We start from the raw sequence: 24,612 nt of genomic DNA on the forward strand, positions 1-24,612 counted from the left end.
AAGGAGGTTCGGGGGGCTGGTGACCATCGTCCGGTTCGGCCTTCCGACCTCGCCACGGCCGAGAAGCGGCGGTGAAGGGCTGGTCTCGGCATCCCCGCGGCACTATGTCACGGTTATGCAATTCTTTGCCCGGATGAGCCCGTTTCGCGCGGTGCGTGACCTGCGCCTGTTTCTGCACCAGCGGCAGAAGCACGAACTCATCTTCCTCTTCATTTCAGTAATGTTGACCGGGCTGCTGCTGATCGGATTCGCCAAGGACTCGAAGGTCGAGAAGGTCTACAAGCCCGAGATCGTTTATGTGCAGCAGTGGCGTCTCGATCGTACGGACGCGGAGATCAAGGCTCAGCAGGCGATTGATGCCCCCATCAAGCAGAAGATGATGGACGAGCAGAAGCGTCGCCAGGAAGAGTTGCGGGAATCGTTCCGGAAGGTCGATGACAAGCTGAAGCGATGGGGGCTGTAAGCGCCGCTGACGCGCGCTGGATGGGTGTCGCGCTTGCTCTAGCCGAGCGGGGTCGTGGACGAACGAGCCCCAATCCATCGGTTGGATGCGTGATCGTGCGCGACGGTGTTGTGGTCGGTCGCGGATGGACCCAGCCGGGCGGGCGGCCGCACGCGGAAGCGATGGCACTCCAGGAGGCCGGGGACGCGGCCGCGGGAGCCTCGGTCTACGTCACCCTGGAACCATGTGCCCATATTTCCGTGCGCGGGCCGGCGTGCGCTGACCTGCTGGCCAGCAGCAAGGTCTCCCGCGTCGTAGTCGCGCTGGGTGACCCGGATCTGCGCACCAACGGAAAGGGACTGGTCCGGCTGGCGGTTGCCGGGATCGAGACGATCGCAGGCGTGCGAGCGGAGGAAGCGCGCGCCACCATGGCGGGCTTTCTCACCCGGCAGGCGAGCGGTCGGCCGCACGTGACGCTGAAGCTCGCAACCTCGCTCGATGGCTGTATCGCGAGGGAAGATGGCGAGAGCCGCTGGATCACCGGCGCCGAGGCGCGCGCGCATTGCCATCTCGAGCGCAGCCGGCATGAAGCGATCCTGGTCGGTCGGAATACCTGGGAGACCGACCGGCCGAAGCTGGACGTGCGGTTGTCCGGCCTCGAATCGCGATCGCCCCTGCGGGTGATCCTTTCCAGCGGGAGCGGCGGAACGGATCCGGTCTGGCTCGATTCGCCGGCGAGCATTTCGCGCCTGCCGGGCGATCACCTGTTTGTCGAAGGCGGTGCAGGAGCGGCAGCCGCTTTTCTGGCGCAGGACCTTGTTGATCGGCTGATCCTGTATCGCGCCCCGATCCTGATCGGCCGTGGTCGTCCCGCTTTGGGCGACATCGGCCTGGCGACGTTAGCCGATGCGCACGGCCGGTGGACACAGACCGATGCGCGCCAGCTTGGCAGGGACCGGCTCGAGGTCTACGAGCGTGTGCGATGTTTACGGGGATCATAACCGACGTCGGTCAAATCACGCGCGTGGAAACGCGTGGCGACACGCGCGTGGTGGTTGGCACCAGCTACGAGACGCTGGAGATCGATCTGGGCGCTTCGGTCGCCTGTTCGGGGGTATGCCTGACGGTGGTCGACAAGGGCCCGAACTGGCTGGCTTTCGACGTTTCTGGCGAGACGATCCATCGCACGGCCCAGGGGCAGTGGGTCGAGGGACGGCGGCTGAATCTCGAACGTGCGATGAAGCTGGGCGACGAACTCGGCGGGCATATCGTGACCGGGCACGTCGACGGCATTGCCGAGGTGATCGGCATTTGTCCTGATGGCGATTCGAAGCGGGTCGGCTTCCGCGTTTCCAGCGATCTGGCGCCGTTCCTGGCCGCCAAGGGTTCGATAACGGTTGATGGTGTTTCGCTGACCGTCAACGAAGTCACCGATGCAGACGACGGCTCGACTCACTTCGCCGTCAACATCATTCCGCACACCCAAGCCGTGACGACGCTTTCAGATCTGGCACCGGGCAGCGCCGTCAACATCGAGATCGATGTGCTTGCCCGCTATCTCCAACGGATGGAACATTATCGTGCAAAAGCCCGCTGAACTCGCGCGTTTGCGCCACGCCTTCCTCTCGAGCCCCGAAGAGATCATCGACGAGGCGAAGAACGGCCGGATGTTCATCCTTGTCGACGACGAGGATCGCGAGAATGAAGGGGATTTGGTCATCCCGGCTCAGATGGCAACGCCGGAGAAGATCAACTTCATGGCGCGGCATGGGCGTGGGCTGATCTGCCTTGCGCTGTCGAAGTCGCGGGTGGATGCGCTCGGGCTTGATCTGATGAGCCGCCATAACGGGACGCGGCACGAAACCGCATTCACCGTATCGATCGAAGCACGGGAAGGGGTCACGACCGGGATTTCGGCCGCCGATCGGGCGCGCACCATCGCGGTGGCGATCGACTCGTCGAAGGGCAAGGAAGAGATCGTCACGCCCGGCCACGTCTTCCCGCTGGTGGCGCGCAATGGCGGCGTGCTGGTGCGGGCCGGCCATACCGAAGCAGCGGTGGACGTTTCGCGGCTGGCCGGCCTCAATCCGTCCGGCGTGATCTGCGAGATCATGAACGAAGACGGGACGATGGCGCGGATGGACGATCTCGTCTCCTTCGCCCAGCTCCACAATCTCAAGATCGGCACGATCCGCGACCTGATCGCCTATCGGCGGCGGCACGACCATCTCGTCGAGAAGAGGGTCGAGACCGTCTTCGAATCGCGCTGGGGTGGCCAGTGGAAGGCGATGACCTTCCACAACAAGGCGACCGGTGACGAGACGGTTGCGCTGATGAAGGGGCGCATCGATCCCAACAAGCCGACCCTCGTTCGGATGCACACCGCGAGCTACTTCTCGGACATGTTCGGAGAGGTGTCGGATCGCGCTGGCCTGCTGTCGCGCTCCATGGAGCTGATCGCCGAGGAAGGCGCGGGCGTGATCGTCGTGATCAATCGCCCCATGAAGGGTGCGATCACCCGTTCCATGCAGCTGCGTGCCGAAGGCAAGGGTGCCGGTGCGCCGGAGGTCGAGGAACTGCGCGACTATGGCGTCGGGGCGCAGATCCTGGCGGAAATCGGGGTGGAGGAAATGATCCTTCTCACCAACACGCATCACACGCTGGTCGGCCTCGACGGCTACGGTTTGTCGATCGTCGGCGAGCGGCCGATCCCCGGCGTGGGCGGCGAATAAGGCTTCGCGATCCGGCCGGAGGCCGGATCGGCGATCATCATCCCAAAGCGCGAGGACCGCGCCTGCGACCCGTTTGGGGATCAACGGAGTTTTGAATGGCCAACATCCTCATCGTCGAGGCTCGGTTCTACGATCATCTGAACGACATGCTGGTTGCCGGCGCGCGTGCCGCGATCGAAGCCGCGGGGCATAACGCCGAGGTTCTGACGGTACCGGGAGCGCTTGAGGTGCCGGGCGCGATCGCCATGGCCGCGGAAAGCGGGCGCTATGATGCGTATGTCGCGCTTGGCGTCGTGATCCGTGGTGAGACCTATCACTTCGAAATCGTGTCGAACGAGAGCGCGCGGGGCATCATGGCGCTCACCATGGACGGCATTCCGATCGGAAACGGCATCCTGACGACCGAAAACGAGGAGCAGGCGATCCGCCGGGCCGATCCGGCGCAGCTCGACAAGGGAGGCGGTGCGGCGCAGGCGGCGCTCGCGATGCTGGACCTGCGCGAACGACTGGGCTGATCCCGGGACTTCCCATTCGGACATAATTCGTCACGGAGCCGGAGCAGGGAGTTGCGCGTAGGGGCCGCTCCCGCCTCAGCCAACCGGCCGTGACCCCGCATGATCATTTCCTCGACCCCCCGTCTCAGCGTCCTCGTTTGTGAGGTCTGGCGACCATTGCTCGCGCTGTTCGTCTGGGACTGTATCGTTACCGGCATCTATGTCTTTCAACCATTCCAAGCGCCCGAACTCCCGCTGACAATCTTCGGGTCGGCACTGGCCCTCTTCCTCGGCTTTCGGACCAATTCGGCCTATCAACGCTGGTGGGAAGGTCGCGGTCTCTGGGGCCTGATGATCAACGCGTCGCGAAGCCTGGCCCGCGCCGCCCGCAATTTCCTGCCCGATGATTCCGCTCGCGATCTGAAGCGCACGATCGTGCTTCGCCATGTTGCCTATGTGAACGCCCTGCGCTGTCAGCTTCGCAAGCAACCCTCCGACGCGGAAGTGCTTCGATTCCTGTCCCGCGGTGAGGCCGAACCGGCCCTGCAGCGAACGAACATCGCCAACGGCATTCTGGATGGGACGTCGCGGCGCATCGATGATGCGCGACGGAATGGCTGGCTGGACACGATCCAGCAAGCGCACCTCGAAGGGCTGCTCGTCGATATCTCCAACGCCCAGGGTGGCATGGAGCGACTCAAGAACACGCCGCTGCCCAACCAATATCGCTTCTTTCCGACATTCTTCACCCGGCTGTTCTGCATCCTGCTGCCGATTGGGCTGGTTGAAGCCCTGGGGATTGCGACGCCGGTTGGCTCAACCGTCGCTGGCCTCATGTTTCTTGCCGCTCTGCAGATCGGTGATGACCTGGTGGATCCGTTCGCGAACACCATCCATGACGTGCCGCTTGCATCCATGTGCCGCACCATCGAGATCGATCTTCTTCAGGCGATCGGAGACGAGGCGCCCCCGCCGCTACAGCCGGTCAAGGGCGTGCTGTGGTGATCGAAGCCTGGCCGCCGGGATGATTTCACGAACGCTTGGCAAGGCGACCCGATCTTACTTATACTGATGTAAGTAAGATTGGAGAGAATCGCCGATGGCTCACGCGCATACGCTGGCCGCCAACCCGCACTGGCTGCCGGCCAACCCGCCGTCAGTATTGAAGGACATTCCCGGCAGCCGCGGTTTGCCCTTCGTCGGCAATACCTTCGCCGTGCTGAAGGATCCGATCGGTTTCACCAACCGCATGGCTGCCAAGCACGGGCCGGTCTATCGCAACCGCACGTTCGGCGGCGATGGGGTGATCCTGCTCGGTCCGGACGCGAACGAACTCGTCCTGTTCGACAAGGAGAAGAACTTCTCGTCGGAGCAGGGATGGGGCCCCATCCTCAATCTCGTCTTCCCGCGCGGCCTGATGCTGATGGACTTCGAGAAGCATCGTGCCGACCGCAAGGCGCTGTCGGTCGCGTTCAAGCCGGAGCCGATGCGCCACTATGCCGCGGAACTGAACACCGGCATTGCAGGACAGGTCGGCGCATGGGCCAATCGCACGCTGCCGTTCTACAGCGCGATCAAGGCGTTGAGCCTGGATCTGGCCGCGACCAGCTTCCTTGGCGTTCCGCTCGGCCCAGAGGCGTCGAAGATCAATCAGGCGTTTGTTGATGAAGTTCAGGCCTCGGTTTCGCCGGTCCGGACACCGCTGCCCGGCACCTCCATGCGGCGGGGCGTGAAAGCGCGCGAATATCTGGTCGATTATTTCACGCGCGAGATTCCCGGCCGGCGCAATGGCAGCGGCCAGGACTTCTTTTCCCAGTTCTGCCGGGCGACCGATGAAGCCGGCCAGCCACTCGCCGACGACGCCATCGTCGATCACATGAATTTCCTGATGATGGCGGCGCACGACACGATCACGTCATCCGCGACCAGCCTGATCATGCTGCTCGGCAAGCATGTGGATTGGCAGGAGAAGCTCCGCGAAGAGGTGCTGGGTCTGGGTAGCAATGACGGCAGCGTGCCCTATGAGCAGCTCGACCGACTGGTGCTGACCGAATGGGCGTTCAAGGAATCGCTTCGCCTGATGCCGCCGGTACCATCGATCCCGCGGCGTGCCCTGCGAGAATTCACCTTCGGCGGCTACCGGATCCCCGCCGGTACGTTCGTAGGGGTAAACACGGCCTACACCCATCATATGGCAGAGTATTGGCCCGATCCGGAGCGGTTCGATCCGACCCGCTTCTCGCCTGAAGCGTCCAAGGGACGTCATCGCTTTGCCTGGGTGCCGTTTGGCGGCGGCGCGCATATGTGCATCGGGCTGCACTTTGCGACCATGCAGATCCGGATCCTGATTGCCCATCTGCTCAGCCGTTATCGGATCGAGCTTGCGCCTGGCGCTGGCGCAGATTGGCAGATCTTTCCAATCCCGCGTCCCAAGGACGGGCTGCCAGTGACGTTCAAGCCGCTGTAAGACCGTTGCGGGCGAGCGGCGCCGGCATCCGTGTGGCGCCGCGGCGGCCCGGTTTTGGGCCAGCTGGCTTATTCACAAGGTGTTCAATCCTTTATCGCTATGCCGCGGGAATGCGGATGTGCTTGGCCTTGATTCTGCTGACCCTGCCTGTGCCCGCCGTGGCCCAGCCTGGCGATCAGCAGCGCGACGGCGTTGCCGCGTGGCGCGCGCTTCGGGAAGGTAGAATCCTTTCCATCAAGGAGATCGAACGCCGGGTGATCCCGACCATGCGGGATGCACAATATATTGGCTTCGATTTCGAAATGCCGAGCGCCGTCTATACCTTGAAGTTCCTTCGCGACGGCACGGTGATCTGGGTGGATGTCGATGGCCGCTCCGGACAAGTGATCGGTCGCACCGGCAAGTGAGCGCACCTTTTGCCGCCGGCTCGCCGGTGCTAACCAGCATCGTTTCTTTTTGGGAGTGACCATGCGCGTCCTGATCGTCGAGGATGAGCCCAATCTGGGCCAGCAGCTGAAGAACACGCTGGAGGGCGCCGGCTATGCGATCGATCTCGCCACGGACGGCGAGGAGGGGCACTTTCTGGGCTCGACCGAGAACTATGACGCCATCGTTCTTGATCTTGGCCTGCCGGAGATCGACGGCCTGACCGTGCTCGACCGGTGGCGCAAGGAAGGCAAGACCATGCCGGTGCTGGTGCTGACCGCGCGCGACAGCTGGTCCGACAAGGTCGCGGGCCTCGACGCCGGCGCTGACGATTATGTCGCCAAGCCGTTCCAGACAGAGGAACTGATCGCGCGGCTGCGCGCCCTGATCCGCCGCGCATCTGGCAATGCCTCATCGGAGCTCACCGCTGGCGACGTTCGGCTGGACACCCGATCCGGCAAGGTGACGCGGGCCGGGGAGCCGGTGAAGCTCACGGCGCAGGAATACAAGCTGCTGTCATACCTGCTGCACCACAAGGGCAAGGTCGTCAGCCGCACGGAATTGATCGAGCATATCTACGATCAGGATTTCGATCGCGATTCCAATACGATCGAGGTTTTCGTCACCCGTATTCGCAAGAAGCTGGGTCAGGATGTGATCACCACGATCCGGGGACTTGGCTACAGCCTGGAAGATCCGGCGGCCTGAAGCATTTCGGCGCGCGGCTGCTCCCATAAACCTATGCGGTCATATCCTGCCTCGCGCCAGCCATCCGTCACGATCTGCGGCTCCGACTGCGCGATCAGTGGCGGGGTGGCATAAGCCGGAATGATGCCAGCGATCGTCCATGACGCTAGCAAGAAGCCTGTCATCAGGCTGATGAGCAGGCCTGCCATGCCTGCCAAAGCCATCACCGGAAAGGTACGCAACACGACGGCTCTCCTTTCGTTGGGGGTGAACAGAAAAGCGCCAGCATGGTTCCGATGCGCGACGAAGTGATCAACGGCAGCGAGGGCCGGATGGCCAGCACCGGGTCGTTGACCCGGCGCATGATCGTCATCGCGGCGGTGTGGATTTCCTTGCTGCTGGCCGGCGGCGGGTTCGCGCTGGACCGCGTGCTGACCGCGGCAGTGACTCAGAACTTCGACGACCAGCTGGAATATGTCCTGCGATCGCTGTTGGTGTCGGCGGAAATCGGCCCCGAGGGTGAAGTGATCTTCAATCGGGAGCCCGCCGATCAACGCTTCCTGGAGCCGTATTCCGGACTGTACTGGCAGGTCTCGGCGTCCGGACGAGAGGCATTTCCATCCCGGTCCTTATGGGATCGACAGCTCGCCCATTCCGAGAACCACAACGACCGCGGCGTCCACATCTACAACAGCGACCAGTTCGGGACGGAGAAGCTGCGGGTCGTCGAGCGGGATGTGAAGCTGCCGGGATCCGAGGTGCGTTGGCGCTTTCAAGTGGCGCAAAGCCGTGAAGGATTGGACGCGCAGATCGGCGCGCTGCGGCGGACGCTGGTTCGCAGCTTTTTGCTTCTGGGCCTGGGACTGGTGGTGCTGGCGGCGTTGCAGACCTTCTACGGTCTTCTGCCCCTGCGAAAGCTTCGGCTGGAGATCGCGCGGATGCGGGGTGGTCGAACCAACCGGATTGCAGGGCCGCTGCCGGTCGAGGTGGCGCCGTTGGTCGAAGAGCTGAATGCCCTCGTCGCGCATAACGAAACGCAGGCCGAGGAAGCACGACGCCACGCCGGCAACCTTGCTCATGCACTGAAAACGCCGCTGACGGTGATCATGAACGCGGCCACGGCGCAATCGGATGATCTGGCCGAGACGGTGGTCCGGGAGGCACGCACCATGCGCCGGCAGGTCGACCACCATCTCGCCCGCGCGCGTGCGGTGGGGCGGCGAGGCTCCGCCCACAGTCGCGCGGAAGTCTGGCCGAGCGTGGAATCCGTGGAGCGGGCGGTGCAGCGCCTGTACCCTCATGCCCGGATCGACATGGACGGCCCTAGGGATCTGGTCGCCCATATCGAACGGCAGGATCTCGACGAGATCATGGGCAATCTGGTCGAAAATGCCGCGAAATACGGCGGCGGCAGCGTGTTCGTGACGGTGAGCGCACAGGCTGGCTTCGTGGAGATCATGGTCGAGGACGACGGCATGGGCATTCCGGAGGCCGATCGCATCCGCATCTTCGATCGCGGGGTGCGCCTGGATACGGGCAAGCCGGGGACCGGGCTGGGTTTGGCGATCGTACGCGATGTAGCCGAGATCTATGAGGGCACGGTGAGTCTGGAAGAGAGCGAGGACCTTGGCGGGTTGCTGGTGCGGCTGCGGCTGCCGATGGCCAGCTGAGTAGAGGCCTTCCACTCTTACACTAGGCAATGTCTCGGGCGCCCACGATCAACGGGCATCGTCATGCCGGACGGAGCTGGTCCCCCTTCCAGTGCTCGCGGAGGCCCACAGTGGCTGCCCGTCATAATGGGCGAAGCGGCGACGTCGATCGGGGATACCGCGGCAGTGCCGGTCTACAGGGCCTGCTGCGGCCAAACGGTGCCGACAGTAAAGGGCCGATCTATTTGGTGCGCGGCTCAGCGGTAAGGCGGGAGATCAGGGCGGCGCTGCGCAGTGCCTGGCGCGGCAGGCTCCTGAGGTCCACCCATTCTCCAACGGCATGCGCACCGCCTCCGGACGCGCCCATGCCTCCGAGCGTCACTGCGTCTGCGGCGACGAAGCTGGAGTCTGCCGCGCCGCGCTTCGCGGGGTCCATTTCCTGCATTTCCGGCAAGCCGAGATCGCGGTTTACCTGGTTGAGCTTGTCCATCAGTGCGCGATTGCCGGCGGTCGGCGGCATGGACGGATAGCCTTCAAAGAAGCGGATCGAGGCATCGGTGCCTGGCAGGTGCTTGGCGACGATACCCTCCATCGCGGCCTTGATCCGTGTGTCCTGCTCGGGCGAGAGGCTGCGCAGATCGCCACGCGCCACGGCCCGGGCCGGGATGACGTTCGTCTTGCCTTCCGCCGTGCCCTTCACCCCCGCTGCATCCAGCGCCGCCGGTGTTCCGCCGACAACGACGCTGGCGTTGAAGGTCAGGTTCGGTTCCGGGAGCGTACGGCGGAATTCATCAAGAATGCGTGCGAGCTCGTACACTGCACCATAGCCCATCGAAGCGTTGAAAATGCCGCTGGAATGACCGGTGCGCCCGCTCGTGAGAATTTCCCAATTGGTGGAACTGCGCCGGGCCGTGGTGGCAAATTCCTGCGTCCCGTCGACGGCCAGGTTTTCATATTCGAGCGCCACGTCCGCCCATTTCCCCGCCTCGATCAGATCCTTGCGCGCGGTGGCGAGCGGTGCGCCGGTCTTCTCCTCATCGCCGGTCAGCACGATCTTGATGTCCGCGTTCTTGAGCGTTCCGGCAGCCTGCATCGCTCGCAAAGTGGCAACGATCACGACAAGGCCGCCCTTGTCATCGCCGACGCCGGGACCCGTCACGCGATCCCCTTCGCGCGACCAGCCGGTGAACGGGCTGTCGGGCTCGAACACGGTGTCGAGGTGGCCGATCAGCAATACGCGCTTGCCGCGGCCGTTGCCCTTGTGCGTGGCCACCACATGGCCGGCGCGGCCCGTTGCCGTCATGTCGACCCATTCGACCGCGAAACCGAGTGGCTCCAGCTCCGCGCGCATCAGATCGCCTACGGTCTTCACACCCGCGATGTTGAGGCTGCCCGAATTCTGCCGAACAAGCTTTTCGAGCAGTGCCTCGTGCCGCGGAACCTCCTGCGCGATCACATCCTTCATGCGCGTTTCCGGCGCGCCTGCCGCGGCGCCTAGGAGCAGAGCCATGGCTGGAAGCGCGACGGCAGGAAGCGGAAGAGCGGCGAGGTAGCGGCGAGCGATCATCTACGCAGGCTTAGCGAGTGATTCCGGGATGTGTAGGGGATCATGTCAAATCGTTGCGCTTTTTGCAGGTGCATTGAACGCGAACGGCGCTTCGGCCATTCCCTCCAAGCCGCGCAGGTCGGCGCGGTCATGCGAGCGGGCGAGAAAGCCCGCCGTACAGGCAGGAGACCGAACATGAGCCTCATCATCGCCGCCGGGCTGCTGCTCGGCGCACCATCAGTCGACGCGCATCGTGTCGAACTCGATTATCGCGGACAGCGCGTGGACGTCACGTATCGCAGTAACCTGGACGTGAGCCACAAGCAGGTCGGGGTTGCCGGGCCGGGTGGCCGCGCAAGCACGCTCCGCTGTGCCTGGAAGGCGAACGTCAGCATCCATCGGGAGGCACGAAGCGCCGCCGGTCATGTGCTTGCCCGCACCATCGCCAGCGATGCGCCGATCGGGGGCAGCCGCCCCGGCTGGTGCTCTGCCCAGCGGTCTGCCATCGCGCAGGAGGTGACTGCACGGAGCAGCGCGGTACGCGAGCACTTGCTGGCTGTGGCGGAGCAGGACCGCGATGCCCTGGCGCTCGAACTGGACGCCGCTCACGCGCCGGCGCGTAGCTGACATGAAGGCGATCGCAATCGTGTTGGCCGCAGCCTCCGCTGCTGCGGCCCTGCCAGCATTCGCTCAGGCAGATCTCGGCGCCAGCGTCGAAGTGGCAACGGACGAACGGCGGCGCGGGATCAGCTGGAGCGACGGGGAGCTGTCGCCGGCGGCAAGTGTCAGCTTGGGTATGCCATCCGGGTTCGACGTGAGCGCGCGCGTTACCGGAACGCGCGGCGACCCCCGGCATGGCGGAGCAGATGCCGTGTTCGACATGACGGGCGGCTTCTCCCGCGACATCGGTGGTGGGCTACGACTGGATGGATTCGTTACGGGCCATCTGTTTGCCGGCGCGGCCGAGCGGCTCGACTATGTCGAGGTTGGCCTTGGTGCCAGCTATGCGCTGGGGCCAGCCGAGGTCGGGATCGATGCGCGCTATGCGCCGGATCAGAACGCGATCGGCGGAGACAATCTTTGGTTTGGCGCCCGCGCGCGTGTCGGCGTGCCGGCGACACCCTTTACGCTCAATGCGGAAATCGGTCACTCCACCGGCAGCGTTGATGACTGGCGCCGCGCTGCGCGTCTGCGCCCCGGCGGCGACTATACCGATTGGTCGCTTGGCGTTGATCACATCACCGGGCCAGTCACGCTGGGGCTGACCTACACGGGAACCGACATCGAGCAGGTGGTTGACTCGCCCTTTGCGAATGGACGCCATACCGGCGACAAAGTGACCGCGCGGCTCGCCATTAATTTCTGATCCCGGCTTTGCGCCCGCCCGTTTCGGGGAGCGTCGCGGGCGTAAACCGGACGGGGTGTCCGGACTCTTCCTTTTCCATTGCGGAGCCGTCAGAAGGCCCCAAACGATCAGGGAGAGGGACGATGAAGTCACCGATTTGCGAGATGCTGGGTATCGATTTTCCGCTGCTCGCCTTCAGCCATTGCCGGGATGTGGTTGCGGCGGTGAGCCGTGCCGGAGGGTTCGGCGTGCTGGGCGCGACCGGACATACGCTGGAAAGCCTGGAGATGGAGCTCGCCTGGATCGACGCTCATGTCGATGGCAAGCCCTATGGCCTTGACGTGCTGATCCCGGAAAACCTGGCCACCGGCGGCGCGAAGGGGCTGACCCGCGCGTCCATCATGGACAAGGTGCCCGTCGAACATCGCGAATTCGTCGGCAAGCTGGCACAGAAGCATCATTTCACGATGCCGGAGGAGCGGGCCAATTCAGACGCGCCAGCGCCGTTCGACCCGAATCTGGCGCTGGAGATGCTCAACGTGGCCTTCCGCCACCCGATCAAGCTGATCGCGAACGCGCTGGGCGTGCCGCCGCAAGCGATGATCGACATGGGGCGCGAGCGCGGCGTGCCGGTCGCGGCGCTGGTGGGCGCAAAGGAGCATGCAATCCGCCAGGTCGAGGCCGGCGTTGACATCCTGGTGGTGCAGGGTGGCGAGGCCGGCGGCCATTGCGGCGAAGTTTCGACCATGGTGCTGGTGCCCGAAGTGATCCGCGCGCTGGAAGCACGCGGCCAGCGCGTGCCAGTGCTCGCGGCCGGCGGGATCATGACCGGCGGGCAAATGGCGGCCTCCATGGCGATGGGAGCTGATGGCGTTTGGACCGGATCGGTGTGGCTCGCGACGCCTGAGAGCGAATGTTCCGACGTGTTCCGCGAGAAGATGGTCGAGGCCAGTTCGCGTGACACGGTTCGCTCCAAGAGCCGCACCGGCAAGCCATCTCGCCAGCTTCGTTCCGCTTGGACCGATGCGTGGGAGGGACCGGAATCGCCCGGCCCGTTGCCGATGCCGTACCAGAGCCTGATCAGCGAACCCGCCATCCGCGCCTGCGACGTGGCCGCGCAAAAGGGCGATCCTGCCGCGCGCGAGATGGTGACGTATTTCGTGGGCCAAGGCGTGGGCCTGGTCGATCAGGTTCGTCCAGCCGGTCAGGTCGTCCAAGACTTCAAGATGGAGTTCGCCGAGGCGGTGGAGCGGATGACCAATTTGATCGGCGATTGACTCGTCTCGTCCGATCAGGCGGCATCTTCATCGCTCCGCTAACGCTTAGGTAACGCCCTTCTCCCCAGGTCATTCCGGCACGCCGCGATTGGGCGTGCCGGGATTTCCGAGAAGGGGGAAGGCGGGCCATGCGCTTGTATCTTGCAAGCTCGTTCATTTTTCCGCGCAGCCTGCAACTGCGGCTGTTTGCGGTGTGTTTTGTGGGCACGCACCTGCCCCTGGCCGCTTTTCTGGTCTGGGCGGCGGCGACCGGGCGGCTCGACGTTCTAGGCGCGATCGTCGTGATAGCCGCCACCGTGCTCGGGATGCTGATCGCGGTCGGCGGGATCTATGCGTTGCTAGCCCCAATCGATCTCGCCGCCCGGGCATTGAATGATGCGGACGATGGCGAGATCGCGCAGGTACCGCAGCTGTCGGGCGGCGACCTTGCCGCGCGCCTGCTCGCCGGGGTCAACCGGGCGGCTGGTGCCACAGCGGAGCGGATGCGCAAGCTGAGCCGAGAAGCGAATGTCGATGTCCTCACCGGCGTGCTGAATCGCCGCGGGCTGTTGCAGCAGCTCGATACCTTATCCGAACAGGAAACAACCGGCGCCGTGGCGCTGGTGGACATGGACCATTTCAAGCTCGTGAACGACCTGCTGGGGCATGAGACAGGCGATCGCGTGCTGCAGGATTTCGCAAAGGTACTCGCCGGGACAGTGCGGCACACCGATCTGGTCGCCCGCTGGGGCGGCGAAGAATTCCTGGTTTACTTTCGCGGAGCAACGGAGGCGCAGGCACAATCGGTGCTGATGCGGATTGCCGAGCGGATCCGGAATGAACCGCTCGCGCATCTTGGCGAGCGGCCGGTTACCTTCTCAGCGGGAACAACCGCAGCATCGCGGCGCACCCTCGACGAGGCGCTGCGCCGGGCAGACTCCGCGCTGTATGAAGCCAAACACCGCGGGCGGGCGCGGATCCTGAGCAACGCGGAGCTCAGTTGCTGAGGCCCCTGCCGCGCTCCAACTCCTTCGGCGCGGAGGGGATCAGATCCCTTCCGCGAACACCTGGTGACCCGCCGCCTCCAGTGCGGCCGTGAGATCGGCGATGCACGCATCCACCGCGGAGCCATCTGGTGACCGCACCACGAAGTTCGCGCCGGTCCGCCCTTCGCGGAAGAAAGGGTAACTGCCGATCGCAACCCCCGCATGGGTCCGTTCCGCCTCGCGCAGCACGTCGGCAATCTCGCTTTCGGCAACCCAGCAGCCGATTTGTCGGCTGACAACTGGCCGGCCGCCCTGAAGCGTACCGGTCAGCGAGTCGAGCATGCCAGCAGTGATGTGCGGCACGCCGGCCATGATAAAGACGTTGCCGATGTGAATGCCCGGCGCCCCCGACATTCGGTTTTCGATCAGCTCGGCCCCCTCAGGTACGCGCGCCATACGCAGCCGAGCCTCGCTGGCCCCGCCGCGGGTGGCATAATAGCGCTCCAGCACGGCGACGGCCTCAGGGTGATGAACGACGCCGACGCCCAATGCGGTAGCAATCGCATCCACCGTGATGTCGTCGTGCGTCGGCCCAATTCCACCGGTGGTGAAGAGATAATCGTTGCGGGCGCGCAACGTGTTCACCGCCTCTACAATCGCGTCTTCTCGATCGGGCACCACGCGAACTTCGACCAGACGAATGCCTTGGACATTCAACCATTGCGCGATTTGCGCGATGTTCTTGTCCTGCGTTCGGCCGGAGAGGATTTCGTCGCCGATCACGACGAGAGCGGCGGTCCAGATGCGTTCGCTTTCCATGCGAGCCTCGGCATAGCCTCGCAAAACTACCCTCGTCACGCTATATCGGCGGTCATGACCGAATATGTTACCGTCACCAGTGACGCGCCCATGGGCCGCAACGGCGCGATCAAGCTGCATGGCCCGGACGCCTTTGTCGGGATGCGCGCCGCCGGTCAGCTTGCCGCCGAGACGCTGGACATGATCATCCCGCACATGGTGCCGGGCGTTACCACTGCCGAGATCGACCGGCTGGTGCATGATTTCATCAAGAGCCGCGGCGGCGTACCGGCGACGCTTGGCTATCGCGGTTATACCCATAGCTGCTGCATCTCGATCAATCATGTCGTCTGCCATGGCATTCCCAGCGAGAAGACGCTGAAATCGGGCGATATCGTCAACGTCGACGTGACGCCCATTCTGGATGGCTGGCACGGTGATTCATCGCGGATGTATCTGATTGGTGACGTGCCCTTGAAGGCGCGACGCCTGGTGGACGTGACGCACGAGTGCCTGATGCTGGGGATCGAGCAGGCGAAGCCGGGCAACACGCTGGGCGATGTGGCCCACGTCATCCAGCGTTATGCTGAATCGCATCGCTATGGCGTGGTTCGCGATTTCTGCGGCCATGGTCTGGGGCGGTTGTTTCATGATGCGCCGGAGGTGGTGCATGTCGGCCGGCCGGGCACTGGCCCAGAGCTGAAGCCGGGTATGATTTTCACGATCGAGCCGATGATCAATATCGGTCGGCCGGACGTGAAGCTGCTCGACGATGGCTGGACGGCGGTGACGCGCGATCGTTCCCTGTCGGCCCAGTTTGAGCATTCGATCGGCATCACCGAGGACGGTTGCGAGGTCTTCACCTTCTCGCCAGCAGGGCTGCACAAGCCACCGTACGCCTGATTTCCCCGGGACGGGGCGGCGATGCTGCCCCACTTAGGGGTATCGGCAATGTGCAACCCACCGGGCTCAGCCTGTCTTCAGCCCTGTCAATAGTGACAGGTTAATCCGGCCGACTTAGCCCCTTTCCTTTCCCTGGCGGCTGCGCCAGTCTCCGACCTCGAAGCTCGTCAGGGGCGGGAGAGGAAGATGCGGATCGTATTTGCGCTGCTCGCAGCGGTGGCGCTCGTCTCGTGCAAGGCCAATAGTGGTGAAGACGGGACCGCGGCGGCAGATCGATCTGCCACCACGGGCGTCGGCAAGGTGGACGCGGCCCTGCTGACCAGTGGCGGTGATGGACGCGACTGGGCGATGACCGGCTACAATTATCAGGAGCAGCGCTTCTCCCCGCTGACGCAGATCAATGCGGAGAATGTCGGCCAGCTCGGCCTCGCCTGGTATGCGGACATGCCCGATGCGCGGGGACAGGAGGCGACGCCGGTCGTGGTGGACGGCAAGATGTTCGTCACCGGGCCCTGGTCCAAGGTGTTCGCTTTCGACGCCGCCACCGGTCAGAAACTGTGGGAATTCGACCCCAAGGTGAACCCGGAAAAGGGCGTTCAGGCCTGCTGTGACGTCGTCAACCGCGGCGTCGCGGCGTGGAAAGGCCGGCTCTATCTCGGCACCATCGACGGCCGCCTGATCGCGCTCGACGCGGCCACCGGCAAGCAGGATTGGTCAGTCCAGACGACCGACAATTCAAAGCCTTACACGATCACTGGCGCGCCGCGCGTGGTGAAGGGCATGGTCGTGATCGGCAACGGCGGCGCAGAATTCGGCGTGCGCGGCTATGTCACCGCCTATGATGCCGGAACCGGCGCGAAGAAGTGGCGCTTCTACACCGTCCCCAACCCCACCGGCGCACCGGACGGTGAGGCAAGCGACGCGGCGATGGCCAAGGTCGCGCCGACCTGGTCGGAAAACGGCCAGTGGAAGCAGTCCGGCGGCGGCGGCACGGTGTGGGATTCGATCGTCTATGACGCGGAGCTCGATCAGCTGTACCTCGGCGTCGGCAACGGCTCGCCCTGGAACCATGGCCTGCGCAGCGAGGGCAAGGGCGACAATCTCTTCCTCTCCTCGATCGTCGCGCTGAAGCCTGATACCGGCGAATATGTCTGGCATTATCAGGAGACGCCGGGCGAAACCTGGGACTTCACCGCTACCCAGCCGATCAATCTCGCCACGCTCAACATCGGCGGCCAGCAGCGCCGCGTGCTGATGCAGGCGCCCAAGAACGGCTTCTTCTACGTCATCGACCGCACCAACGGGAAGCTGATCAACGCTGGCCAGTTCATCCCAGGCGTTAACTGGGCGAGCGGCTATGATTTGAAGACGGGCCGCCCGATCGAGAATCCCGAGGCGCGCTATTACAAGACGGGCAAGCCGTTCCTCGCGGTGCCGAGCGCGATCGCCGCGCACAATTGGCAGCCGATGAGCTTCAATCCGCAGGCCGGCCTTGCCTATATCCCGGCGCAGATCGTCGGCTCGGCCTACCTCAATCCGTCGTCGGATCTGGATAAGGCGAAGCCACTTGGCTTCAACGTCGGCCAGGATCTCGGCAACGCCATGTATCCGCGCGATCCGGCAGCGGTGAAGCAGGCGATCGCCGGTGCTACCGGGCGTCTCGTCGCCTGGGATCCGGTCGCCAACAAGGCGCGCTGGACGGTCGATTATCCGACGCCCTGGAACGGCGGCACGATGACGACCGCGGGCAATCTCGTCTTCCAGGGGACGGCGCTCGGTGAGTTCCGCGCTTATGCCGCAGATACCGGAAAGCAGCTCTTCAGCTATCCGGTCGGCACCGGGATCATGGCCGGCGCGGCCACCTTCATGGTCGGCAACGACCAATATGTCGCGGTGCTCGCCGGGCGCGGCGGCGCGCTGCCGCTGTCGATCGGCTATGCGATCGGCAAAGCCCGCGACGTCCCAAACGTCCCGCGCCTCTTGGTGTTCAAGCTCGGCGGCAAGGCCCAGCTGCCGGGAACGCAACCGCAGGATTCGACCCCGGTTAACCTGCCCGAAAACAAGGCGACCCCGCCGCAAGTGGCGCAGGGGCAGGCGCTGTTCGGTCGCTATTGCCAGGTCTGCCACGGCGCCAGCGCAGGCGGTGGCGGCGTGCTGCCGAATCTGCAGCGGTCTGCCGCTTTGGGGGATCCGGACACGTGGAAGGCGATCCTCATCGACGGCATGTTGAAGGACAAGGGCATGGTGAGCTTCGCCCGGGTGCTGACGCCGGAGCAGGCTCAGCTGATCCGACTGTATGTGATCGACGAGGCGCACTGGGCTCAGAAGAACCTGGGTGGCGTGCAGAAGCAGGTGGCGCCAGCGCCGGCTGCTGCAAAGTCGCCGGTCCCAACCGGGGTGCGTTGATCCCTCAGCCGCTGCCCGCCTGATCAGTAGCGCGGCAGCGGCGACCTGGAAGGTGCCGCGTAAAGCGGCACTTGGCCGCCAAATGCCTGTTTTTCGGGCAGTAGCGACAAGCTTGGCGTGGGCGAGTCGCTGCCTTGCCCTCCCGGCTTCCGGCTGGCACGTTCAATGCAAGCACCGGTGGCGGGGCAAGGGTTCAAACCAGGGGTGGGCGTTTCCGCGTGAAGAAGATCGAAGCGATCATCAAGCCGTTCAAGCTCGACGAAGTGAAGGAGGCGCTCCACGAAGTGGGGGTGTCCGGCATCACCGTGACCGAAGCCAAGGGGTTCGGGCGGCAGAAGGGCCACACGGAACTGTACCGCGGTGCCGAGTATGTCGTCGACTTCCTGCCGAAGGTGAAGCTTGAGGTGGTGGTCGAGGACGGCCTGGTGGAACGGGTAGTGGAAGCGATCGCACAGGCGGCGCAAACCGGCCGTATCGGCGATGGCAAGATTTTCGTCATCCCAGTGGAAACTGCACTGCGCATTCGCACGGGTGAGCGCAACGACGACGCAATCTGAACCCTGATCACGTCATCCCGGCACAGCGCCGGGATCGCTCCGCAATGAAAAGAGACTCCGGTGTTTGCCGGGGTGACGCAGAGGAAAAGAGAGAACAAATGGCTACGACCGCCGCAGACGTCATCAAGCGCATCAAGGACGAAGAGATCGAGTGGGTCGACCTGCGCTTCACCGATCCCAAGGGCAAGTGGCAGCACCTCACCATGGTCGCCAGCGTGATGGGCGAGGACGAGTGGACCGATGGCCTGATGTTCGACGGCTCGTCGATCGAAGGCTGGAAGGCGATCAACGAGTCCGACATGATCCTGAAGCCGGATCTGGATGCGGTGTACACGGATCCTTTCTCTGCGACGCCGATGCTGATCGTGTTCTGCGACATTCTCGAGCCGTCGACCGGTGAAGGCTATGCGCGCGATCCGCGCACCACGGCGAAGCGCGCGGAGGCCTATGTCGCCTCCACGGGGATCGGCGACACCGTCTATGTCGGCCCGGAAGCCGAATTCTTCATGTTCGACAACGTGCAGTTCGACACGAACTATGCCGCGTCTTATTTCAAGATCGACGACATCGAGCTGCCCACCAATACCGGCCGGGAATATGAAGGTGGCAACCTTGCGCATCGCCCGCGTGCCAAGGGCGGCTATTTCCCCGTCGCGCCGGTCGACAGCGCCGTCGACATCCGTGGCGAAATGGTCTCGACCATGCTCGAGATGGGCCTGCCGTGCGACAAGCACCACCACGAGGTGGCCGCTGCGCAGCACGAGCTGGGCCTTACCTTCGGCACGCTGACCACCACCGCCGATCGCATGCAGATCTACAAGTATGTCGTGCATCAGGTCGCCCATGCTTATGGCAAGACGGCCACCTTCATGCCCAAGCCGATCAAGGAAGATAACGGCTCGGGCATGCACACCCACTTCTCGATCTGGGATGGCAAGAACCCGCTGTTCGCCGGCAACGGCTATGCCGGTCTATCGGACATGTGCCTCTACTTCATCGGCGGCATCATCAAGCACGCCAAGGCGCTGAATGCGTTCACCAACCCGACGACCAACAGCTACAAGCGACTGGTACCGGGCTACGAGGCACCGGTGCTGCTGGCCTATTCCAGCCGCAATCGCTCGGCCTCATGCCGCATTCCGTACGGCACGGGCGCCAAGTCTAAGCGTGTTGAGGTGCGCTTCCCAGACGCCATGGCGAATCCGTACCTCGCCTACGCGGCGCTGCTGATGGCTGGGCTCGACGGTATCCAGAACAAGATCCACCCCGGCGATGCGATGGACAAGAACCTCTACGACCTGCCGCCGGCAGAGCTCGCCGAGGTTCCGACCGTGGCCGCCTCGCTGCGTGAGGCGCTCGACAGCCTGCTCGCTGATCACGACTTCCTCCTCAAGGGCGACGTGTTCACCAAGGATCAGATCGAAGCTTATGTCGAACTGAAGTGGAGCGAAGTCGCCCGTTGGGAGATGACGCCGAGCCCGGTCGAGTTCGACATGTATTACAGCGCCTGATGCCCGACTGCGCGCCGGCCCTAGCCGGAACGCGCTGACAGATGGCGGCCGCGCCTGACGGGCGAGGTGTTGGTTGAGGAGAGAGCGTCCCGACAGGGGCGCTCTTTTCTTTTTGGCAAGGATGCGGTCACCGCAATTCACTCGACCCACCGGACGGCGCGGCTAGAACGCCCTTATGTTCAACGACACGTCAACGCCGCTCTCGCTTTTGACCACCCGTCGCTCGGGCAAGCCGCGCGACCTGGCCGCACCCGGCCCGGACAAGGCGCAGCTTCAAGAGATGTGCGCCATTGCATGCCGCACGCCAGATCACGGTAAGCTGGCGCCGTGGCGGTTCGTGATCGTGGAGCCGGACCAGCGGGACGCTTTCGCGGCACTTCTGGTGGATGCTTATCGAGCCGATCGCCCCGAGGCGAAGCGGCTGGAGATCGAGTCGATCGAGCAATTCGCACGGCAGGCGCCAGCCTTGGTCGTGGCGTTGTCGTCGCCGCGCACGGACAGCCAGATCCCCTTGTGGGAACAGGAATTGTCGACGGGTGCCGCCTGCATGAACCTGCTTCACGCGGCGCATGCCATGGGGTTCGCAGGTGGGTGGTTGACCACCTGGGCGGCGTTCAACGATCAGGTTCGCGACGCGTTTGGTGCCGCGCCCGAGCGGATTGCGGGGTTCATCTTCATCGGTACGCCGTCCCGCCCGCTAGAGGAGCGGCCCCGGCCCGATCTGACGCAAACTGTTCAGACTTGGTCGCGCTGAACCGTCAGCTTCGCCCCGCAAACATGAAGGCGGCGGCGCCCACCAGGCAGACGAAGGCGCCGGCATGGCGCCAGCTCAACTGCTCGCCAAGAACCAGCACTGCGAACACGCCGAAGACCAGGAGCGTGATTACCTCCTGCGCAACCTTCAACTGACCGCCAGTCCAGCCGCTCGCATAGCCGAGCCGGTTGGCGGGCACCGCGAAACAGTATTCGACCAGCGCAATACACCAACTCAGCAAGATGACGGTGGGCAGCGGCTTCGCCATTCCACCCTTCAAATGCCAGTACCAGGCGATCGTCATGAAGACGTTGGAGATGAGCAGCAGCGCAATCGTGGGCATGTCGCCGGTCTAGGCGCGGACCCGCGGGCATTGAAGGCTATTTGCAGGTAGCGCGACGTCAGTTTGGTGAATCCGCGGATCGGCTGCCGGCGTGGGGTAGGGGAACGAACCGATCGGAGTGATCTGGTGCTGGAGTTGCGTCGCGGTGCAGTCGTTCAGAAGCTGCTAACCGGGATCCCGGCGCCCTGCTGCGATTGCATGATTGCAAAGTTAAGGGGCGGTGTTTGGGTTCGCCGCACTCGGCGCGGGTGACCGCGGTTTCAGTGTGGACTCGTACAGCCGCCAACCAAGTTGCCGGGCGGTTGCCCCGTCGATCGGACCGGCGCGGTGAAGGATCATCGAACCTGAGAGGGTAACGATATTGCCGTCTCGCAGCGTGCCTTTCACCGAGACAGGGACGGTCACGTAGCGCTGACCAGCGCCGGCGTCGATCCGGCCGGGTGGCCCGACTTCGGCCTGATATTTCCGATACTTGGCGAAGCTGGCGGCGAATGTACCGGGAGACATTCCGGAAGCAGCGCCCTCGCGGTCCCACAAGCTCCACGCCTCGTCGTACCGACGCTGGCCGATCAGGCGGTGATAAGTTAGCACGACATCAACGGCTGCTTGCGCGTCAGGCTCTTCTGCTTCCGCCGCTCCGGCGCTTGCTGCGGCGGCCGGTGTTGAGGCAGGTGGTGTGGGCGAGGGTGCTGGCGCGGGCCGCTTAGCTGTTGGATGGGCAGGGCCAGGGCGATCGCCCAATTTCTCCCCGCGATAGTTGCCGATCGATTCGCGAGCAGTCTGCGCCGCATCGGCAATGTTGACCTCGTCCGACGGCTGTCTCGGCGAGCAGGCAGGGCAGAGCAATGCAACCGCCGCGCCGAGATGCAGAACCGCTCCGCGCTCAGGAATTGAGCGCGATGTCATCGGGATCGTCGAGGTCTTCGTCGTCTTCGATCGACCCGTCGTCGAATTCATCCTGGACGATATCTTCGGCAACGTCATCATCGTCCTGATCGGCGTCGTCGTGCTGCTCGCCGATTTCATTGTCGAGCATGACAAGATCATCCTCTTCGACGTCGTCGATGTCATCGATATCGATGTCAGGATCGAGATCGGTGATGATCGTGCCGTCGCCCGGGCCGTCCCGGGTTGCTTCGAGGATTTCGGCACGCTGGCTTTCGTCGTAGCCGTCCTCATCAAAACCGTGATCGTCTGCGCCGTGGCTGGTCACCTGATGGCCGCCCATGATCTTTCCTCCTGATCGTGCCCTGTCGAACGGATGCACACCATGCCGGGTTCCGGGCGGCTTCGGTGGAACGCCCCTGCGGTCTTTGTAGGGGGGGCAGGAACAGCGCTGTTCGGCCACGCAACGTCGGGCATCGGCCGCCTGCCGGCGACATTCGGCCTCCGGGTGGAGAGTTTCGGCCACACTGGCGGCGCAAACAGCGCTGGCCTATGTAGCGGCCATTCCGCTGTTCCACGAAGGCGTTAGTGATGCTTGATACACCGTTGGCCAAGGTGCCGACGCTGAGCCTGGCCGACCAGGCTCACAACCCCGACCGATTTGCAGAAGATCTGGGCGGATCATTCCGCCGGTTCGGGTTCGCCATTGTTGCCGACCACGGCATTCCGCAGGATCTGATCGCGCGCGCCTGGGCCCAGACCGAAGCGCTGTTTGCACTGCCTGACGATGAGAAGCGCCGTTACTTCATCGAAGGTGCGGGCGGTGCGCGTGGCTATACGCCGTTCAAGACGGAGATCGCCAAGGACGCCAAGCACGTCGACCTGAAGGAATTCTGGCACGTCGGGCGCGAGTTGCCGGCGGGGCATCATTACGAAAGCGAGATGCCGGCGAACGTCTGGCCAGCGCGGCCCGACGGGTTCAAGGACACGTTCCTGGAGCTGTTCCGCGCGTTCGACACTGCCGGCGACAAGCTGCTGTCCGCAATCGCGCGCCATCTGGGACTGACGCCGAACTGGTTCGATCCGGCCGTGAAGGACGGCAATTCGGTGCTTCGCCTGCTGCATTATCCGCCAATCCCGGTGGACGCGGAAGGCGTGCGTGCCGGCGCGCACGAGGACATCAACCTCATCACCCTGTTGCTGGGCGCTGAGGAAGCGGGGCTGGAGCTGCTGGACCGCGATTCGGGCGCGTGGCTGGCCATCAAGCCGCCAGAAGGCGCCATGGTCGTCAACGTCGGTGACATGCTGCAGCGGCTGACCAACCATGTTCTGCCGTCCACGACGCACCGAGTGGTCAATCCGCCGCCGGAGCGCCGCGGGCATTCGCGCTATTCGATGCCGTTCTTCCTGCATCCAGCGCCCGACTTCCTGATCGAAACGCTGCCGCAGACGATCACGCCGGATAACCCCAATCGTTATCCCACGCCGATCACCGCCAACGGCTATCTGCATGAACGACTGGTTGAGATCGGCCTGATCAAGAAGTGAAAACGGGGCGGGGCATCAAAGCTCCGCCCTTTTTCGTACGGGCATCAACACAATATCGACCTGACCCCGGCTGCGCTCCCGTCCGCATCGGTGCCGGGAACGATCAGCCCAGGGGCAAGGCGTTACGCCCTGCCTCAGCGACTCGCGAGAAACGTCTTGAGGTCCGGCTCGACCGGGTTGTTTGCGGCTGCGGTCATCTGCGCATCACTGCGCGGCGCCATCATGTCACCGGAGAAGGCCATGTCGGTCACCTCCACCGTCGCGCCCAGCTCCGTGGCGGTAAAGAGCTTCTTGGCGAAGGCCGTTGGCACCCGGATGCAGCCGTGCGACGCGGGAAAGCCCGGGTTCTTGCCGGCGTGGATGGCGATGCCATCCCAGGTCAGCCGCTGCATGAAAGGCATGGGCGCGTTGTCATACAGATTGGAGTGGTGCATCTGCTTCTTCTGCAGGATGGTGAAAACGCCGACGGGCGTCTCCTTTCCTTCCTTGCCGGTCGAAACAGTCGACACCGCCACGAGGTTATCACCCCGATAAACATAGGCTTTCTGGTCAGGGATACTGATCAGGATGCTGACGGGCCCTGCCGCCACGTCCTGTTCCCACAGATATTCGCCCGGCGTGAGGCTGGCGGCAGCCTCCACCAGAGCAACGCCAGACGCATTGCCGACGACGGAAGCCGTTGACGTTTCCGCCAAAGCAGGCATAGATGTGAAGGCTGCCATTCCGAGGGCAGCCGGCAACAGCGCGCGAATCAAGCGCATGGTGCGACCCCTTTCGATGTGGGGGCCCGATCAGCCGGGCCGTCGCATCATAAACGCGTACTCTTGAAATTGGTGCCATGCGATGAACCGCGTCATATGCGCGGTGGATGGGCCGT

27 protein-coding genes are annotated in these 24,612 nt (G+C 64.0%); 20 read left to right on the forward strand and 7 right to left on the reverse strand.

The features are described 5' to 3' along the window. Nucleotides 1–19: 19 nt before the first annotated feature. From LQ954_RS09980 to LQ954_RS10020, 9 genes are all read left to right on the forward strand, one after another. On the forward strand, nt 20–463 hold the full coding sequence (locus LQ954_RS09980; RefSeq protein WP_227771739.1) for a hypothetical protein: 444 nt from the start codon (nt 20–22) through the stop codon (nt 461–463). Further along, entirely contained in the window at nt 451–1,443 is a 993-nt protein-coding gene (gene ribD / locus LQ954_RS09985) for a bifunctional diaminohydroxyphosphoribosylaminopyrimidine deaminase/5-amino-6-(5-phosphoribosylamino)uracil reductase RibD (RefSeq protein ID WP_443026614.1), read from the forward strand. The genes LQ954_RS09980 and ribD overlap by 13 nt, the downstream gene beginning before the upstream one ends. Continuing rightward, nucleotides 1,425–2,039: a riboflavin synthase gene (locus LQ954_RS09990; RefSeq protein WP_231022934.1), complete on the forward strand. Its 615-nt coding sequence runs from the start codon at nt 1,425–1,427 to the stop codon at nt 2,037–2,039. Before ribD ends, LQ954_RS09990 begins: the two co-directional genes overlap by 19 nt. Further along, nucleotides 1,984–3,174 (forward strand): 3,4-dihydroxy-2-butanone-4-phosphate synthase, encoded by a 1,191-nt coding sequence (gene ribB, locus LQ954_RS09995; protein ID WP_231022935.1) that lies wholly within the window; start codon nt 1,984–1,986, stop codon nt 3,172–3,174. Before LQ954_RS09990 ends, ribB begins: the two co-directional genes overlap by 56 nt. 95 nt (nt 3,175–3,269) lie before the next feature. Then, entirely contained in the window at nt 3,270–3,689 is a 420-nt protein-coding gene (gene ribH / locus LQ954_RS10000) for a 6,7-dimethyl-8-ribityllumazine synthase (RefSeq protein WP_227771736.1), read from the forward strand. 99 nt (nt 3,690–3,788) lie between these two features. Further along, entirely contained in the window at nt 3,789–4,673 is an 885-nt protein-coding gene (locus LQ954_RS10005; protein WP_231022936.1) for a bestrophin family protein, read from the forward strand. 94 nt (nt 4,674–4,767) lie between these two features. Then, nucleotides 4,768–6,135 (forward strand): cytochrome P450, encoded by a 1,368-nt coding sequence (locus LQ954_RS10010; protein WP_231022937.1) that lies wholly within the window; start codon nt 4,768–4,770, stop codon nt 6,133–6,135. Nucleotides 6,136–6,251: 116 nt separating this feature from the next. Further along, on the forward strand, nt 6,252–6,542 hold the full coding sequence (locus LQ954_RS10015; protein WP_231022938.1) for a hypothetical protein: 291 nt from the start codon (nt 6,252–6,254) through the stop codon (nt 6,540–6,542). A gap of 61 nt (nt 6,543–6,603) precedes the next feature. Further along, nucleotides 6,604–7,269 (forward strand): response regulator transcription factor, encoded by a 666-nt coding sequence (locus LQ954_RS10020; RefSeq protein ID WP_066777344.1) that lies wholly within the window; start codon nt 6,604–6,606, stop codon nt 7,267–7,269. Here the strand turns inward: LQ954_RS10020 and LQ954_RS10025 are convergent. Beyond that, nucleotides 7,242–7,493 carry a hypothetical protein gene (locus LQ954_RS10025; RefSeq protein ID WP_227771733.1) on the reverse strand — a complete coding sequence of 84 codons (252 nt, stop codon included), beginning with the start codon at nt 7,491–7,493 and terminating at the stop codon, nt 7,242–7,244. The genes LQ954_RS10020 and LQ954_RS10025 overlap by 28 nt on opposite strands. A gap of 51 nt (nt 7,494–7,544) precedes the next feature. Here LQ954_RS10025 and LQ954_RS10030 point away from each other — a divergent pair, with 51 nt between their 5' ends. Continuing rightward, nucleotides 7,545–8,918 carry an ATP-binding protein gene (locus LQ954_RS10030; protein ID WP_443026618.1) on the forward strand — a complete coding sequence of 458 codons (1,374 nt, stop codon included), beginning with the start codon at nt 7,545–7,547 and terminating at the stop codon, nt 8,916–8,918. A gap of 220 nt (nt 8,919–9,138) precedes the next feature. Here LQ954_RS10030 and LQ954_RS10035 read toward each other — a convergent pair whose 3' ends face one another. Beyond that, nucleotides 9,139–10,464: a M20/M25/M40 family metallo-hydrolase gene (locus LQ954_RS10035; protein ID WP_231022940.1), complete on the reverse strand. Its 1,326-nt coding sequence runs from the start codon at nt 10,462–10,464 to the stop codon at nt 9,139–9,141. A 174-nt stretch (nt 10,465–10,638) separates the two neighbouring features. Here LQ954_RS10035 and LQ954_RS10040 point away from each other — a divergent pair, with 174 nt between their 5' ends. The 4 genes from LQ954_RS10040 to LQ954_RS10055 all read left to right on the forward strand — a co-directional run bounded on the left by LQ954_RS10040 (nt 10,639) and on the right by LQ954_RS10055 (nt 14,051). After that, on the forward strand, nt 10,639–11,070 hold the full coding sequence (locus tag LQ954_RS10040; RefSeq protein WP_227771730.1) for a hypothetical protein: 432 nt from the start codon (nt 10,639–10,641) through the stop codon (nt 11,068–11,070). A gap of 1 nt (nt 11,071) precedes the next feature. Then, entirely contained in the window at nt 11,072–11,809 is a 738-nt protein-coding gene (locus tag LQ954_RS10045) for a TorF family putative porin (RefSeq protein ID WP_227771729.1), read from the forward strand. 122 nt (nt 11,810–11,931) lie between these two features. Beyond that, nucleotides 11,932–13,065, forward strand: coding sequence for an NAD(P)H-dependent flavin oxidoreductase (locus LQ954_RS10050; RefSeq protein ID WP_231022941.1), 1,134 nt, complete (start codon nt 11,932–11,934; stop codon nt 13,063–13,065). Between the two features lie 128 nt (nt 13,066–13,193). Continuing rightward, complete coding sequence (locus LQ954_RS10055) at nt 13,194–14,051, forward strand: GGDEF domain-containing protein (protein WP_231022942.1); 858 nt, start codon at nt 13,194–13,196, stop codon at nt 14,049–14,051. A gap of 39 nt (nt 14,052–14,090) precedes the next feature. Here the strand turns inward: LQ954_RS10055 and LQ954_RS10060 are convergent, their stop codons facing one another. Continuing rightward, nucleotides 14,091–14,849 (reverse strand): competence/damage-inducible protein A, encoded by a 759-nt coding sequence (locus tag LQ954_RS10060; RefSeq protein ID WP_227771726.1) that lies wholly within the window; start codon nt 14,847–14,849, stop codon nt 14,091–14,093. Between the two features lie 54 nt (nt 14,850–14,903). Here LQ954_RS10060 and map point away from each other — a divergent pair, with 54 nt between their 5' ends. From map to LQ954_RS10085, 5 genes are all read left to right on the forward strand, one after another. Next, nucleotides 14,904–15,731, forward strand: coding sequence for a type I methionyl aminopeptidase (gene map / locus LQ954_RS10065; RefSeq protein WP_227771725.1), 828 nt, complete (start codon nt 14,904–14,906; stop codon nt 15,729–15,731). A 186-nt stretch (nt 15,732–15,917) separates the two neighbouring features. After that, nucleotides 15,918–18,137, forward strand: coding sequence for a PQQ-dependent dehydrogenase, methanol/ethanol family (locus LQ954_RS10070; RefSeq protein WP_231022943.1), 2,220 nt, complete (start codon nt 15,918–15,920; stop codon nt 18,135–18,137). A 218-nt stretch (nt 18,138–18,355) separates the two neighbouring features. Beyond that, nucleotides 18,356–18,694: a P-II family nitrogen regulator gene (locus tag LQ954_RS10075; RefSeq protein WP_088331109.1), complete on the forward strand. Its 339-nt coding sequence runs from the start codon at nt 18,356–18,358 to the stop codon at nt 18,692–18,694. Nucleotides 18,695–18,792: 98 nt separating this feature from the next. Further along, the gene (gene glnA / locus LQ954_RS10080) at nt 18,793–20,205 is read left to right on the forward strand and encodes a type I glutamate--ammonia ligase (protein WP_227771723.1); all 1,413 of its coding nucleotides are present in this window, start codon (nt 18,793–18,795) and stop codon (nt 20,203–20,205) included. A 175-nt stretch (nt 20,206–20,380) separates the two neighbouring features. After that, nucleotides 20,381–20,959, forward strand: coding sequence for a nitroreductase family protein (locus tag LQ954_RS10085; protein ID WP_231022944.1), 579 nt, complete (start codon nt 20,381–20,383; stop codon nt 20,957–20,959). Between the two features lie 4 nt (nt 20,960–20,963). Here the strand turns inward: LQ954_RS10085 and LQ954_RS10090 are convergent, their stop codons facing one another. The 3 genes from LQ954_RS10090 to LQ954_RS10100 all read right to left on the reverse strand — a co-directional run bounded on the left by LQ954_RS10090 (nt 20,964) and on the right by LQ954_RS10100 (nt 22,713). Then, entirely contained in the window at nt 20,964–21,302 is a 339-nt protein-coding gene (locus LQ954_RS10090; RefSeq protein WP_227771721.1) for a DMT family protein, read from the reverse strand. Between the two features lie 210 nt (nt 21,303–21,512). Next, entirely contained in the window at nt 21,513–22,208 is a 696-nt protein-coding gene (locus LQ954_RS10095; RefSeq protein ID WP_231022945.1) for a hypothetical protein, read from the reverse strand. Continuing rightward, nucleotides 22,186–22,713, reverse strand: a complete 528-nt coding sequence (locus LQ954_RS10100) for a hypothetical protein (protein ID WP_330999963.1) — start codon at nt 22,711–22,713, stop codon at nt 22,186–22,188. Before LQ954_RS10100 ends, LQ954_RS10095 begins: the two co-directional genes overlap by 23 nt. A gap of 65 nt (nt 22,714–22,778) precedes the next feature. Between LQ954_RS10100 and LQ954_RS10105 the strand changes: the two genes are divergently transcribed. After that, nucleotides 22,779–23,735: an isopenicillin N synthase family dioxygenase gene (locus LQ954_RS10105; protein ID WP_231022946.1), complete on the forward strand. Its 957-nt coding sequence runs from the start codon at nt 22,779–22,781 to the stop codon at nt 23,733–23,735. Between the two features lie 134 nt (nt 23,736–23,869). On the opposite strand, the gene LQ954_RS10110 is transcribed toward LQ954_RS10105, so the two are convergent. Next, nucleotides 23,870–24,496 (reverse strand): L,D-transpeptidase family protein, encoded by a 627-nt coding sequence (locus tag LQ954_RS10110; protein ID WP_330999964.1) that lies wholly within the window; start codon nt 24,494–24,496, stop codon nt 23,870–23,872. Between the last annotated feature and the right edge of the window lie 116 nt (nt 24,497–24,612).

The sequence above is a fragment of the Sphingomonas sp. IC-11 genome, assembly GCF_021043365.1.
Lineage (GTDB): Bacteria > Pseudomonadota > Alphaproteobacteria > Sphingomonadales > Sphingomonadaceae > Sphingomonas.